The sequence below is a fragment of the Stenotrophomonas sp. ISL-67 genome, assembly GCF_018612915.1.
GTDB lineage: Bacteria > Pseudomonadota > Gammaproteobacteria > Xanthomonadales > Xanthomonadaceae > Stenotrophomonas.
Map to the genome: position 1 here is coordinate 112,581 of NZ_JAGGRL010000010.1, position 13,900 is coordinate 126,480.

Sequence of the window (13,900 nt, forward strand, 5' to 3'; positions counted from 1 at the left end):
ATGCCGGGCCATTCGCCGTTGTGCAGCGCGTGCAGGCGCTCAGCGGCGCGGCGGCAGGCGGCGGGCGAACTCGTCCGGGGTCAGGCCCGGCGCAAACAGGAAGCCCTGGCCCACGGTAACGCCCATGTCGTGCAGGAACTGGCGCTGCACCTCCGATTCGATGCCTTCGGCGACCAGGCCCAGGCCCAGGCTGCGGGCGATGCCGCAGACCGCCTCGCACACCGCCACGTCGGAGCGGTCGCCCGGCACGCCTTCGACGAACAGCTGGCTGAGCTTGAGCCCATGAATTGGCAACCGACGTAGGTAGTTGAGCGCGCTGTAGCCTTCGCCGAAGTCGTCGATGGTCAGCACGACCCCCATCTCGCGCAGCCGGGCGAAGGTGTGCAGGGTGTCCGGCGCGTCCTCGATCAGCACCCGCTCGGTGAATTCCAGTTCCAGCGCGCTGCCCGGCAGGCCGTACTGGTCCAATGCCTGGCGCACGTTGCGGGCCAGGTCCTCGCCGACAAGCTGGCGGTAGGACACGTTGACCGCCACCCGGACGATGCCGAGCCCGGCGTCCTGCCATTGGCGTACCTGGCGGCAGGCCTCATTGAGCACCCACAGCCCAATGCGGACGATGTCGCCGGTGCTTTCGGCGTGACTGATGAAGACGTCCGGGCGCAGTTCGCCCAGTTGCGCGTTGCGCCACCGGATCAGGGCCTCGGCCGCCACCATCTGGCCGGTGTGCAGATTGACCTGCGGCTGGTAGACCAGATGGAACTCGTCGTCGTCCAGTGCGCGGTGCAGGCGGCTTTCGATCTGCAGGCGGTCGTGCTGGCGCTGCGCCAGTTCCGGCGAAAACACCTGCCAGCCGTTGCGGGTGCGCCGCTTGCAGTCGTACATGGCGAGGTCCGCGTTCTGGATCAGCTGCTGTGGGCGCAGCCCGTCCTGCGGCGCGCGGGCGATGCCGATGCTGGTGGTGACCGCGAACTCGTCGCTGCCGAACCGGAAGGGGGTGGAGAACGCGCGGGTGATGGCTTCGGCCAGGCGTTCTGGCTGGTCGGGCTGGTCGCGGGTATCGCACACCACCAGGAATTCGTCGCCGCCGAAGCGGGCGACCAGCCCTTCGGTGCCGATCGCGGTTGAAATGCGCCGGGTGGCGTCGATCAGCAGCTCGTCGCCGGCGTTGTGGCCGAGCAGGTCGTTGACCGTCTTGAACCGGTCCAGGTCGATGTACAGCACGGCGACCCGGCAGTGGGTGGGGTTGCCCATGCGCGTGGCCAGGTCGGTCAGCACCGCATCGCGGTTCATGATCCCGGTGAGGGGGTCGGTGCGCGCCTGGATGCGCAGGGATTCTTCGGCCTGCTTGCGCGAGGTGATGTCCTGCACGGTGCCGGCAATGCGCGCGGCGTTGACGTCGCCGGCCTCGGCCTCGCCGATCATGCGCACCCAGAACGAATGGCCGTCGCTGCGCTGGCCCTGCAGCTCCAGCTCGAACGGCACCTGGCGGTCAATCACGTCCTGCAGCGCCTGCTGCAGTTGGGCGCGGTCGTCCAGGCGCAGGCTCTCCATCAGCTGCGTCATGTCCTGCAATGGCAGCGCCTGGCCGAGAATGCGCGCGGCTTCGTCGGTCAGGTACAGGCGCCGCAGGCCGCGGTCCCACTCCCATCCACCAATATGGGCAAGCGACTGCGCCCGGTCGAACAGGGCGTTGTTGCGCTTGAGTTCGGTGATGTCGCTGAACAGCGCGAACACGTGGTCGGGGCAGTCGCGGCCATTGCTGTAGACCGGCACGTTGGTGGTGGAGATCCAGATCATGCGTCCGCGCGGACGGTGGTACAGGCCGACGATGGTGCTGCGGATGATGCGGCCGCGCAGCAGCGCTTCGCTGGCCGGCCACTGCTCGCGGGTCAACAGGTGGCCGTGTTCGTCCACGCTGATCCAGTCTTCCGGTGCCAGCAGGGCCTGCACGCTGCCGCCGTTGCCCGGCGAGCCCAGTATCCGGTGTGCGGCCGGATTGGCCGATACCACCTGCAGATCGCGGTCGAACAGGATCACGCCCTTGTCGATGGATTCCATCAGCAGGCGATAGCGCGACTCGGCCTGCCAGCGGCTGCTCAGGTCGCGCGCCACCGCCACGATGCAGTGCTCGCCCTGGTGTTCAAATCCGGCCGAGTGCACCTCCACCGGAAAGCGGCTGCCGTCACCGCGCATGTTGGTGACTTCGATGACATAGGTCTCGCCGCGCCGCAGCGCTTCCCAGACCGGATCAAGGTGGTCGCTGGGCAGGTCCGGGTTCAGCAGCTCGATCGGCTGCCCGATGATGTCCGCGCGGGTCCGTCCGTAGGCGCGCACGCCGGCCTCGTTGAGGTCCAGCACGACCCCCGATTCACTGAGGATGCTGACCGGGTCGGGTACCGCGTCGAACAGCGCAGCGTAGCGGCGCAATGCCAGCTGTCGCTCATCCATCGCCTCCTGCAGGGCCTGCTGCACGTCGCGCAGCAGGACGTGCACGTCCTCGCCGGGCGGTTGCGCCAGGGCCTGTTCCAGGGCGGCCAGCGCATGCACGTGCGCGGCGAGGTGATCGCCGACCGCAGCATCCTTGCGCGGGCGGCGGTGGTTCATGTCGCCGCCAGGGCCTTGCCGGCCTTGCTGCCGGTTTCGCGACCAAGCCGTGCGGCCAGCCAGCGGCCGGTCGCGGCCAGGGCAGGCAGGTCGATGCCGGTGCGCATGCCGATGCCGTGCAGCAGGTAGACCACGTCCTCGCTGGCCACGTTGCCGCTGGCACCCTTGGCATACGGGCAGCCACCGGCACCGGACACCGCCGAATCGACCACGCGCACCCCTTCTTCCAGGCACGCATCGATGTTGGCCAGCGCCTGGCCGTAGGTATCGTGGAAGTGCACGGCCAGGGCGGCCATCGGCACTTCACTGGCCACCGCGCGCAGCATGGCGCGGGCCTTGCGCGGGGTGCCCACGCCGATGGTGTCGCCCAGCGAGATTTCGTAACAGCCCATGTCGTGCAGCGCACGCGCCACGCGCACCACCTCGCTGACCGCGACCTCGCCCTGGTAGGGGCAGCCGAGCACGGTGGACACATAGCCGCGCACCTTGACCCCATCGAGGGCGGCACGCGCCAGGATCGGCGCGAAGCGGGCCAGCGATTCATCGATGCCGGCATTGGTGTTGGTGCGGTTGAAGGTTTCCGACGCGGCGGTGAACACCGCCACTTCCTCCACGCCCACCGCGCGGGCACGGTCGTAGCCCTGTTCATTGGGCACCAGCACCGGGTAATCGATACCGGGCCGGCGTTCGATGCCGGCGTAGACCTCGGCGGCATCGGCCAACTGCGGCACCCAGCGTGGGCTGACGAAGCTGGTGGCTTCGATGGTGCGCAGGCCGGTCAGCGACAGCTGGCGGATCAGCTCGATCTTGTCGGCGGTGGCCACCGGCCGGGCTTCGTTCTGCAGTCCGTCGCGCGGACCGACCTCGACGATGCGGACGAAGTCATCCATGACGGGTCTCCGGGCGGGCGGGAAGCGGGTGGTACTCACATGCGATCACGGAACGTCCTGGCTGAAAGTAGCGGTGCAATTCCCTGGCGGGCCACGACAGGGAGATACGCGGGATGGTCGGCAAAACGGCCATTGGCCGGGGTGGGGTCCGACACGGCAGCTACCGACCGGGGGCCGGCAGGGGGATCACTCCTGGGTAACCCAATGTGGCGCGCGTTTATCCAGGAAGGCACCCAGCCCCTCCTGGCCTTCTTCCGACACACGAAGCCGGGCGATCAGCGCGGCATTGTCGTGGTCCAGCGCGTCGCGGTCGCGGCCGACCGTCACCCGCCGTACCAGCTCCTTGGCCGAGGACGAGGCAATCGGGCCGGCCTTGTCGAGCAGGCCCAGCTGGCGCTGGACCGCTTCGTCGATCCGTTCAGGTTCGATCAGCTGGTGGATCAGGCCGATCCGCAGGGCCGTGTCGGCGTCGAAATGCTCACCGGTGGCAAACCAGCGCCGGGCCTGGCGGGGGCCGATCGCATCGATCACATAGGGGGAAATCACCGCCGGCAGCAGGCCCAGCCGGCTCTCGGTCAGGCCGAAGCGGGCGGTGGTGCTGGCAATGGCGATATCGCAGCAGGCGACCAGGCCGACCCCACCGCCGAACGCCGCGCCATGCACCCGGGCGATGGTCGGCTTGGGCAGTTCATCCAGCGTCCGCATCAGCCGGGCCAGCGCCAGCGAGTCCTGGCGGTTGTCTTCCTCGTTGGCGGCGGCCATGCCGCGCATCCACTGCATGTCGGCACCGGCCGAGAACGAGGCCCCGGTGGCTGCCAACACCACCGCGCGCACCTGTTCGTCGCGCCCGGCCGCATCCAGCGCGGCGGTGAGCTGGGCGATCAGCGCGGCATCGAAGGCGTTATGCAGGGTGGGGCGGTTCAGCCACAGGGTCAGCACGGCCGCGCTGCGTTCAATTCGTAAAGCGTCACTCATCGGGGGCCTGCGCCTGCTCCATACATGTATGGATCATAGCGGCCCATGGGGCCCGGACCATGACGCGGCGCGGCGATGCTAGAATTGATAACCATTCTTATCGACGAGAAGGCGACCTGTGACGTTGTCCGATCTGCCGCTGCACGCCTCCGCCCTGGTGGAATCGGTGCGCGAACTTCATGCAAACGACGCCATCGCCCGCCGCCTCCAGGAACTGGGGTTCGTGAAGGGCGAAGATGTGCGTCTGGTAGCCCATGGTCCGGTCGGCGGCGAGCCGCTGCTGGTGCAGGTCGGGTTCACCCGTTTCGCATTGCGCCGTACCGAAGCGGCCCGCATCGAGATCACCGCTGTTGCAGCCGGGGCAGGCGCATGAGCGCGGCCGCCACCCTGCGCGTTGCCCTGGTCGGCAACCCGAACAGCGGCAAGACCGCGCTGTTCAACCAGCTCACCGGCAGCCGCCAGAAGGTCGCCAACTACACCGGCGTCACCGTGGAGCGCAAGGAAGGCCGCCTGCGGGCGCCGTCGGGGCGCGAGTTCGCCGTGCTCGACCTGCCCGGCGCTTACAGCCTGCAGCCGGCCAGCCTGGATGAGGCGATCACCCGCGACCTGTGCCGGGGCTTCTACCCGGGCGAAGCCGCACCCGACGTGCTGCTGTGCGTGATCGATGCCACCAACCTGCGGCTGCACCTGCGCTTCGCGCTGGAGCTGCGCGAGCTGGGCAAACCGATGATCGTGGCGTTGAACATGGTCGATGCGGCCGAGCGCCGTGGCATCGAAATCGACGTGCGCGCGCTGGAGCAGGCGCTGGGCGTGCCCGTGGTGGAAACGGTGGCGGTGCGCCGCAACGGTGCACACGCACTGGTCGAGCGCCTGGATGCGATGGTGCCGCACCTGGATGCACCGGTGGCTGCCCCGGCCGGCGAGGTGGATTACCACGCCCAGGTGCGCGGCATTCTCGCTGCGTCGGTGAGCATGCCCACCCGCACCGCCGGGATCGACGACGCTTTGGACCGCTGGCTGCTGCACCCGGTGTTCGGGCTGCTGACCCTGGTGGTGGTGATGTTCCTGATCTTCCAGGCGGTGTTTGCCTGGGCCACGCCGATGATGGACGGCATCGAAGCCGGCTTCGGCTGGTTGGGCGAGGTCGTTGCCGCAGGGCTGCCCGAAGGCCCGCTGACCAGCCTGCTCACCGACGGCATCATCGCCGGCGTTGGTGGCGTGGTGGTGTTCCTGCCGCAGATCCTGATCCTGTTCGCCTTCATCCTGGCGCTTGAGGAATCGGGCTACCTGCCGCGCGCGGCGTTCCTGCTCGACCGGATGATGGCCTCGGCCGGCCTGTCCGGGCGTTCGTTCATCCCGCTGCTGTCCAGCTTTGCCTGCGCGGTGCCGGGCATCATGGCCACCCGCAGCATCCAGGACCCGCGCGACCGCCTGGCCACCATCCTGGTGGCGCCGCTGATGACCTGCTCGGCACGCCTGCCGGTGTACGCATTGCTGATCGGTGCGTTCATCCCGCAGAAGACCCTGTGGGGCTTCGTCAGCCAGCAGGGCCTGGTGCTGTTCGCTCTGTATGTCGCCGGCATCTTCAGTGCGCTGGCGATGTCGTGGGTGATGAAGAAGTGGCGCCGCGACAAGAGCGAACATCCGCTGATGCTGGAACTGCCGTCCTACCGCATTCCGCACCCGCGCGACCTGGCCGTGGGCCTGTACGAGCGCGGCATGATCTTCCTCAAGCGGGTGGGCGGCATCATCCTCTCGCTGACCATCCTGCTGTGGGTACTGCTGTCGTTCCCCGGCGCGCCGGAGAACGCGACCAACCCGGCCATCGATTACAGCTTTGCCGGCCAGATCGGCCACGCGATGGCGGTGTTCTTCGCGCCGCTGGGCTTCAACTGGCAGATCTGCATCGCGCTGATCCCGGGCATGGGCGCCCGCGAAGTGGCCGTATCCTCGTTGGCCACCATCTACGCCCTGTCCGCCGCCGACGATGACGCCGCGATCCAGGCCCTGACCCCGGTGGTGGCCCACGGCTGGTCGCTGGCCACCGGGCTGTCGCTGCTGGTGTGGTTCATCTACGCGCCCATGTGCATCTCGACCCTGGCCACCATCAAACGCGAAACCAATTCGTGGAAGCAGGTTGGCTTTGCCACCTTCTACCTGTTCGCGGCCGCCTACATCGCGGCGCTGGTCACCTACCAGGTGACCGTGGCCCTGGGCGGTGGCTGATGAGCACCGGCCTGCTGCTGCAGTACATCGTGGTCGCGCTGATCGTGCTGGCCAGTGCGTGGGTGGTGCTGAAGAAGCAGTTCCCGGGCACCTTGCGCAAGGCGCGCGGGGCGATTGCACTGGGGCTGGTGAAGCCGGCGCGGGCCGGATGGGTGCAGGCACTGGGGCGGAGGATCGCGCCGCCGGTCAATGGCGGCGGGGGCGCGTGTGGTGGTTGCGACAGTTGCGGGCCCACGCCACCGAAACAGCACCGATAGCGCGGGCCGTTGGCCGGCCCTGGGATCGCGTGGGCCGGCCAACGGCCGGCGCTACCGTTTCTACAGGCTTTCCATTAGCCTTCAAACATGACTACTCCCCCCCTTCGTTTGCTCATCCACGGCGCGTCCGGTCGCATGGGCCAGGCTCTGCTGCGCCTGGCCGCCGAGCGCGACGATCTGCAGGTCGTTGCGGCCGTTACCCGTCGTTCGCCCGCCCAGCGCGTGGTCGAGGGCGTGCCGCATTTCGCCGCCAGTGAACTCCACGGCGCACCGCAGTTCGATGTCGCCATCGACTTCAGCCTGCCCGAAGGCTTCGATCCCATCCTGGCCCTGTGCGTCGAGCGCGGGACAGGGCTGGTATCCGGCACCACCGGGATCAGCGAAACCCAGCGCCAGGCGCTGATCCAGGCGGCTACTCGCATTCCATTGGTGTGGGCGTCCAACTTCAGCCTGGGCGTGGCCGTGCTGGACGAGCTGGTCGAACGCGCCGCTGCCGCCCTGGCTGGCTGGGACTGCGACATCGTCGAATCCCACCATGTGCACAAGCAGGACGCGCCGTCCGGCACCGCCCTGACCCTGGGTGCCGCCGCCCAGAAGGGCGGGGCGCAGCCGCACTACGCCAGCCTGCGCGCCGGCGACATCGTGGGCGAGCACCTGGTCCAGTTCACCGGCCTGGGCGAACGCATCGAACTCACCCACCGTGCCACCAGCCGCGACATCTTCGCCCGCGGCGCCCTGTTCGCCGCCGTTCAGCTGAATGGGCGCGTGGCAGGAAGCTATCGGGTTCGGGATCTGCTGGCAGGTTCGGGTAGCTGAACGAGGCATGGGGTACGTGGGACACGCATGGCGTGTCTCTACGCGTGTCCTCGCGGACCTGTACCGCCCAACGCTGAATACGCACAACCACTGGCGTCCGGGTGACCTTCCCATTACAATTCCCGCTCGCCGAATCACGACAGCCGGACCGGTCCCGCACCGCAGTCCGCGCTTTTTTGCAACCGCTTTTCCGTGAAGCGTGGCGTGACTTCGGTGACCCCTCGGTAGCCAAAGTGAGATTCCCGTGACCCAAGCCGCAATCCTCGTCCTCGAAGACGGCACCGTATTCGAGGGCGAATCCGTAGGCGCGCCCGGCCTGTCCGTCGGTGAGGTGGTGTTCAACACCGCCATGACCGGTTACCAGGAAGTGCTGACTGATCCCTCCTACGCCCGGCAGATGGTCACGCTGACCTACCCGCATATCGGCAATACCGGCATGACCGACCAGGACGACGAAGCCCGCAAGGTGTGGTCGGCCGGTCTGATCGTGCGCGACGTGCCGCGCCGTCCCAGCAACTGGCGCAGCCAGGTCTCGCTGCAGGACTGGCTGCTGCAGCGCGGGGTGATCGCCATTTCCGGCATCGACACCCGCAAGCTGACCCGCATCCTGCGCGAGCGCGGCGCCCAGAACGGCGCGCTGATGGCCGGCGACGACATCAACGTGGACATCGCGCTGGAAGCGGCACGCAAGTTCCCCGGCCTGAAGGGCATGGATCTGGCCAAGGTGACCAGCACCGAGAAGGCCTACCGCTGGAACGAGGGCCAGCTCGACCTGGATTCCAATACATTCGCCAGCGCCGCCCCGCAGTACAAGGTGGTGGCCTATGACTTCGGCGCCAAGCTCAACATCCTGCGTATGCTGGCCGAGCGCGGCTGCGACATCACAGTGGTACCGGCCCAGACCCCGGCCGCCGAAGTGCTGGCGATGAACCCGGACGGCGTGTTCCTGTCCAACGGCCCGGGCGACCCGGAACCCTGCGACTACGCCATCGAGGCGATCAAGGTGTTCCTGGGCAAGAAGGTGCCGGTGTTCGGCATCTGCCTGGGCCACCAGCTGCTGGCGCTGGCCTCCGGTGCCAGGACGGTCAAGATGGGCCACGGCCACCACGGTGCCAACCACCCGGTGCAGGACCTGGACGACGGCCGGGTGATGATCACCTCGCAGAACCACGGCTTTGCGGTAGACGAAGCCACGCTGCCGGCAACCCTGCGGGTGACCCACCGTTCGCTGTTCGACGGCACCAACCAGGGCATCGCCCGCACCGACGTGCCGGCGTTTTCTTTCCAGGGCCACCCGGAAGCATCGCCGGGCCCGCACGATGTCAGCCCGCTGTTCGACCGCTTCATTGCCCTGATGGCGCAGGCCAAGGCCTGATTCGAGGCGCCGCTGCCTTCGGCGCGGCGCTGCGACACCCCGACACGCTGTACTGACTTAGAGAAGACAATGCCCAAGCGCACTGACCTAAAGACCATCCTCATCATCGGTGCCGGCCCGATCGTCATCGGCCAGGCCTGCGAGTTCGATTACTCCGGCGCCCAGGCCTGCAAGGCCCTGCGTGACGAGGGGTACCGCGTGGTGCTGGTCAACAGCAATCCGGCCACGATCATGACCGACCCGGAGATGGCCGACGCCGTCTACATCGAGCCGATCAACTGGCAGACGGTCGAAAAGATCATCGCCAAGGAAAAGCCCGACGCCCTGCTGCCGACCATGGGTGGCCAGACCGCGCTGAACTGCGCGCTGGACCTGGCCGACCACGGCGTGCTGGAGAAGTACAACGTTGAACTGATCGGCGCCAAGCGCGATGCGATCCGCATGGCCGAAGACCGCGAGCTGTTCCGCGTGGCGATGAGTGAGATCGGATTGGACTGCCCGTCCGCCGCGGTCGCGCACACCGTCGAGGAAGCGATCGAGATCCAGACCCGCGTCGGCTACCCGACCATCATCCGCCCCAGCTTCACCCTGGGCGGCAGCGGTGGCGGCATCGCCTACAACCGCGAAGAGCTGGTCGATATCGTGACCCGCGGCCTGGAGCTGTCGCCGACCACCGAAGTGCTGGTGGAAGAATCGGTGCTGGGCTGGAAGGAATTCGAAATGGAGGTGGTGCGCGACACCGCCGACAACTGCATCATCGTTTGCTCGATCGAGAACCTGGACCCGATGGGTGTGCACACCGGTGACTCGATCACCGTGGCCCCGGCCCAGACCCTGACCGACAAGGAATACCAGCGCCTGCGCGATGCCTCCATCGCCGTGCTACGCAAGATCGGCGTGGATACCGGTGGCTCGAACGTGCAGTTCGGCATCAGCCCGACCACCGGCCGCGTGGTCGTGATCGAAATGAACCCGCGCGTGTCGCGTTCCTCGGCGCTGGCCTCCAAGGCCACTGGCTTCCCGATCGCCAAGGTCGCTGCCAAGCTGGCGGTGGGGTACACCCTGGACGAGTTGAAGAACGAAATCACCGGCGGCCTGACCCCGGCCTCGTTCGAACCGTCGATCGACTACGTCGTCACCAAGATCCCGCGCTTCGCCTTCGAGAAGTTCCCGGCCGCCGACGCGCGCCTGACCACCCAGATGAAGTCGGTGGGCGAGGTGATGGCGATGGGCCGCACCTTCCAGGAATCGCTGCAGAAGGCGCTGCGTGGCCTGGAAACCGGCAAGATCGGCCTCGACCCGACCGGCCTGGACCTGGCCAGCGAAGACGACATCACCACCCTGAAGCGCGAACTCAAGGCCCCGGGCCCGGAGCGCCTGTTCTTCGTGGGCGACGCGTTCCGCGCCGGCTTCAGCGTGGAAGAGGTGTTCGCGCTGTCGCACATCGACCCGTGGTTCCTGGACCAGATCGAAGAGATCATCCAGGCCGAAACCCAGCTGGCCGCTGAAGGCATCGACGCGCTCGACGCCGCGCGCCTGCGCAAGCTCAAGCGCGCCGGCTTCTCCGATGCGCGCCTGGCCGAGCTGACCGGCACCAACGAAGCAGCCGTGCGCGCGCTGCGCCGTGCGCACAAGGTGCGCCCGGTGTACAAGCGCGTGGACTCCTGCGCCGCCGAGTTCTCCACCAGCACCGCCTACCTGTATTCGACCTACGAGGACGAATGCGAAGCGGCGCCCAGCAACCGCGACAAGATCATGATCCTGGGCGGCGGTCCGAACCGCATCGGCCAGGGCATCGAGTTCGACTACTGCTGCGTGCACGCCGCGCTGGCGCTGCGCGAGGATGGCTTCGAAACCATCATGGTCAACTGCAACCCGGAAACCGTCTCGACCGACTACGACACCTCCGACCGCCTGTACTTCGAGCCGCTGACGCTGGAAGACGTGCTGGAAATCGTCGAGCTCGAACAGCCCAAGGGCGTGATCGTGCAGTACGGCGGGCAGACCCCGCTGAAGCTGGCGCGCGCGCTGGAAGCCAATGGCGTGCCGGTGATCGGCACCTCGCCGGACTCCATCGACCTGGCCGAAGACCGCGAGCGCTTCCAGCAGCTGGTGGACAAGCTGGGCCTGAAGCAGCCGCCGAACCGGATCGCCCGCAACGACCAGGAAGCGCTGCTGCTGGCCCGTGAGATCGGCTACCCGCTGGTGGTGCGCCCGAGCTACGTGCTGGGCGGCCGCGCGATGGAAATCGTCTACGGCGAGTCCGACCTGGCGCGCTACGTGCGTGACGCGGTCAAGGTCTCCAACGATTCTCCGGTGTTGCTGGACCGCTTCCTCGACAACGCGGTGGAAGTGGACGTGGACATCATTGCCGACAAGGACGGCAACGTGCTGATCGGCGGCGTGATGGAGCACATCGAGGAAGCCGGCGTGCATTCGGGCGATTCGTCCTGCTCGCTGCCGCCGTATTCGCTGTCGGCTGAAACCCAGGCCGAGCTGCGCCGCCAGGTGGTGGAACTGGCCAAGGCCCTGAACGTGGTCGGCCTGATGAACACCCAGTTCGCGATCCAGGCGGGCGAGAACGGCGAAGACATCGTATACCTGCTGGAAGTGAACCCGCGTGCCTCGCGCACCGTGCCGTTCGTGTCCAAGGCCACCGGCATGGCGCTGGCCAAGATCGCCGCGCGCTGCATGGCCGGCAAGACCCTGGCCGAACAGGGCGCGACCAAGGAAATCGTGCCGGATTACTACTCGGTGAAGGAAGCGATCTTCCCGTTCGCCAAGTTCCAGGGCGTCGACCCGATCCTCGGGCCGGAAATGCGCTCCACCGGCGAGGTGATGGGCGTGGGCCGCAGCTTCAGTGCCGCCTTCGCGCGTGCACAGGAAGCCGGCGGCATCAAGGCGCCGCCGCTGGGCAAGGCATTCGTGTCGGTCCGCGACCCGGACAAGAAGCGCGTGCTGCCGGTCGCCCAGGCGCTGCTGGAACGTGGCTACAGCCTGGTGGCCACGCGTGGCACTGCCGCGTGGCTGCAGCAGCACGGCATGCAATGCGAGATCGTCAACAAGGTCGTCGAAGGCCGCCCGCACATCGTCGATTCGATCAAGAACGGCGAGATCGTGTATATCGTCAACACGACTGAAGGTCGTGCGGCGATCAACGATTCGTTCTCGATCCGTCGCGAAGCGCTGCAGCACCGCGTCACCTATTCGACCACCATTGCCGGCGCCAAGGCGCTGGTGCAATCACTGGAATTCCGCGGCACCGGCCCCGTCTGGTCGCTGCAGGAGCTGCACAAGGAGTTGAACGCATGAGAGCACCGATCACCCTGAAGGGCGCGCAGCGTCTGCGCGAAGAGCTGGACCACCTGAAGTCGGTCAAGCGCCCCAAGGTCATCGCGGCGATCGCCGAGGCGCGTGAGCACGGCGATCTCAAGGAGAACGCCGAGTACCACGCCGCGCGCGAAGAGCAGGGCTTCATCGAAGGCCGCATCAAGCAGCTGGAAGGCGAACTGTCGCATGCCGAGATCATCGACATCACCAAGCTCAACGCCGGCAGCAAGGTGGTGTTCGGCGCCACCGTCGAACTGGCCGATGTGGAAAGCGAGGAAGAGAAGCGCTACCAGATCGTGGGCGACCTGGAGGCCGACATCAAACTTGGCCTGATCGCGATTTCCTCCCCGGTGGCGCGTGCCATGATCGGCAAGAACGAGGGCGACAGCATCGTGATCGACGCCCCGGCAGGGCAGCGCGAGTACGAAATCGTCAGCGTCCAGTACCTGGACTGACCTGACCATGGCCACGGCAACCCTGTTGCTGCCGGCGCGCAGCCGCTTCCCGGCGGCGGCGCTGCCGGATGACGTGGCCAAGGCGCTCGGCCGTGCCGAGCGAAGTCGCGTTGATGCTGGCGAACGCGCCCAGCTGCAGCGGCATTTCCAACTGCAGCCGGCCGATTGGCCGGTGGCGGCGCTGACCCGGCAGCTGGATGTCGGTGACGCCCACGATGGCGTGTGGCTGCGTGCCGATCCGGCCAATGTGGTGCCGGACATGCACGGCGCGCGGATGATGGGTCATGGCGACACGCTGCGGCTTGACGCCGACGACGTGGCGGCATTGCTGCCTGCATTGCAGCCTCTCTTTGCAGGCTATGGATTCACGCTGGACGCGCCGACCCCATCGCGCTGGTATCTGCGCCTGCCACCCGGGACCACGTTGCCGGCATTCGCCGCGCCCGATGACGCACTCGGCGACGACCTGTTCGCACACCTGCCAGAAGGGGATGCCGGGCGCCGTTGGCGTGCGTTGCTGACCGAGGCGCAGGTGGTGCTGCACCAGCATCCGTGGAACGTGCAGCGCCTGGCGGCCGGCAAGCGGGCGATCAATTCATTGTGGTTCTGGGGCGGTGGTGAGCTGCCCGGGGCAGTGCGTACCGCGCATGCGCAGGTGCGCAGCCGTGATGCGCTGCTGCAGGCCTTGGCCAAGGCCGCCGGCGTGCAGGCCGATGGCGACCAGCAGGTGGATGCCTTGGTGGATCTGCGCCAGCTGCGCTCGCTGGAGCAGCTGGGCAACGATGCGATCCGGCCGTTGCTGTCGGCGTTGCAGCGCGGCGAACTGCGCCGGCTGGTGCTGGATTTCGAAGATGGCGCGCGGTTCGAGCTGGACAAGGCCCAGCGCTGGCGGTTCTGGAAGAAGCCGGTGCAATTGCACGAGGGCTGAGGGATTGATGGCGCGTATCATGGTGGCCACCGGCGTTCGCGCTG

Annotated in this window: 11 protein-coding genes; 8 read left to right on the forward strand and 3 right to left on the reverse strand. The window is 67.4% G+C overall.

Translation table 11 applies throughout. The features are described from left to right. Window positions 1-39: 39 nt before the first annotated feature. The 3 genes from J7J08_RS11960 to J7J08_RS11970 all read right to left on the reverse strand — a co-directional run bounded on the left by J7J08_RS11960 (window position 40) and on the right by J7J08_RS11970 (window position 4,469). On the reverse strand, window positions 40-2,604 hold the full coding sequence (locus tag J7J08_RS11960) for an EAL domain-containing protein (protein ID WP_214905728.1): 2,565 nt from the start codon (window positions 2,602-2,604) through the stop codon (window positions 40-42). Beyond that, a complete protein-coding gene (locus J7J08_RS11965; protein WP_214905732.1) occupies window positions 2,601-3,494 on the reverse strand; it encodes a hydroxymethylglutaryl-CoA lyase in 894 nt (297 codons plus the stop codon). The genes J7J08_RS11960 and J7J08_RS11965 overlap by 4 nt, the downstream gene beginning before the upstream one ends. Window positions 3,495-3,680: 186 nt before the next feature. Continuing rightward, on the reverse strand, window positions 3,681-4,469 hold the full coding sequence (locus J7J08_RS11970) for an enoyl-CoA hydratase-related protein (protein ID WP_214905734.1): 789 nt from the start codon (window positions 4,467-4,469) through the stop codon (window positions 3,681-3,683). Between the two features lie 118 nt (window positions 4,470-4,587). Between J7J08_RS11970 and J7J08_RS11975 the strand changes: the two genes are divergently transcribed. From J7J08_RS11975 to J7J08_RS12010, 8 genes are all read left to right on the forward strand, one after another. Beyond that, on the forward strand, window positions 4,588-4,842 hold the full coding sequence (locus J7J08_RS11975) for a FeoA family protein (RefSeq protein WP_214905735.1): 255 nt from the start codon (window positions 4,588-4,590) through the stop codon (window positions 4,840-4,842). Then, a complete protein-coding gene (locus tag J7J08_RS11980) occupies window positions 4,839-6,695 on the forward strand; it encodes a ferrous iron transporter B (RefSeq protein WP_214905737.1) in 1,857 nt (618 codons plus the stop codon). The genes J7J08_RS11975 and J7J08_RS11980 overlap by 4 nt, the downstream gene beginning before the upstream one ends. Beyond that, on the forward strand, window positions 6,695-6,952 hold the full coding sequence (locus tag J7J08_RS11985) for a DUF6587 family protein (protein WP_214905739.1): 258 nt from the start codon (window positions 6,695-6,697) through the stop codon (window positions 6,950-6,952). Before J7J08_RS11980 ends, J7J08_RS11985 begins: the two co-directional genes overlap by 1 nt. A gap of 87 nt (window positions 6,953-7,039) precedes the next feature. Then, complete coding sequence (gene dapB / locus J7J08_RS11990) at window positions 7,040-7,768, forward strand: 4-hydroxy-tetrahydrodipicolinate reductase (RefSeq protein ID WP_214905741.1); 729 nt, start codon at window positions 7,040-7,042, stop codon at window positions 7,766-7,768. Between the two features lie 244 nt (window positions 7,769-8,012). Continuing rightward, complete coding sequence (carA, locus tag J7J08_RS11995; protein WP_214905743.1) at window positions 8,013-9,143, forward strand: glutamine-hydrolyzing carbamoyl-phosphate synthase small subunit; 1,131 nt, start codon at window positions 8,013-8,015, stop codon at window positions 9,141-9,143. A 69-nt stretch (window positions 9,144-9,212) separates the two neighbouring features. Next, window positions 9,213-12,455: a carbamoyl-phosphate synthase large subunit gene (carB, locus tag J7J08_RS12000; RefSeq protein ID WP_214905745.1), complete on the forward strand. Its 3,243-nt coding sequence runs from the start codon at window positions 9,213-9,215 to the stop codon at window positions 12,453-12,455. 8 nt (window positions 12,456-12,463) lie between these two features. Next, window positions 12,464-12,928, forward strand: a complete 465-nt coding sequence (greA, locus tag J7J08_RS12005; protein ID WP_214905832.1) for a transcription elongation factor GreA — start codon at window positions 12,464-12,466, stop codon at window positions 12,926-12,928. A gap of 7 nt (window positions 12,929-12,935) precedes the next feature. Beyond that, complete coding sequence (locus J7J08_RS12010; RefSeq protein ID WP_214905748.1) at window positions 12,936-13,856, forward strand: phosphoglycerate mutase; 921 nt, start codon at window positions 12,936-12,938, stop codon at window positions 13,854-13,856. Window positions 13,857-13,900 lie beyond the last annotated feature (44 nt).

Excerpts from the sequence above, each read along its gene's own strand:
- J7J08_RS11960 (WP_214905728.1), bottom strand. The coding sequence starts at position 2,604 with ATGAACCACCGCCGCCCGCGCAAGGATGCTGCGGTCGGCGATCACCTC.
- J7J08_RS11965 (WP_214905732.1), bottom strand. The coding sequence starts at position 3,494 with ATGGATGACTTCGTCCGCATCGTCGAGGTCGGTCCGCGCGACGGACTG.
- J7J08_RS11970 (WP_214905734.1), bottom strand. The coding sequence starts at position 4,469 with ATGAGTGACGCTTTACGAATTGAACGCAGCGCGGCCGTGCTGACCCTG.
- J7J08_RS11980 (WP_214905737.1), top strand. The coding sequence starts at position 4,839 with ATGAGCGCGGCCGCCACCCTGCGCGTTGCCCTGGTCGGCAACCCGAAC.
- J7J08_RS11985 (WP_214905739.1), top strand. The coding sequence starts at position 6,695 with ATGAGCACCGGCCTGCTGCTGCAGTACATCGTGGTCGCGCTGATCGTG.
- dapB (WP_214905741.1), top strand. The coding sequence starts at position 7,040 with ATGACTACTCCCCCCCTTCGTTTGCTCATCCACGGCGCGTCCGGTCGC.
- carB (WP_214905745.1), top strand. The coding sequence starts at position 9,213 with ATGCCCAAGCGCACTGACCTAAAGACCATCCTCATCATCGGTGCCGGC.
- J7J08_RS12010 (WP_214905748.1), top strand. The coding sequence starts at position 12,936 with ATGGCCACGGCAACCCTGTTGCTGCCGGCGCGCAGCCGCTTCCCGGCG.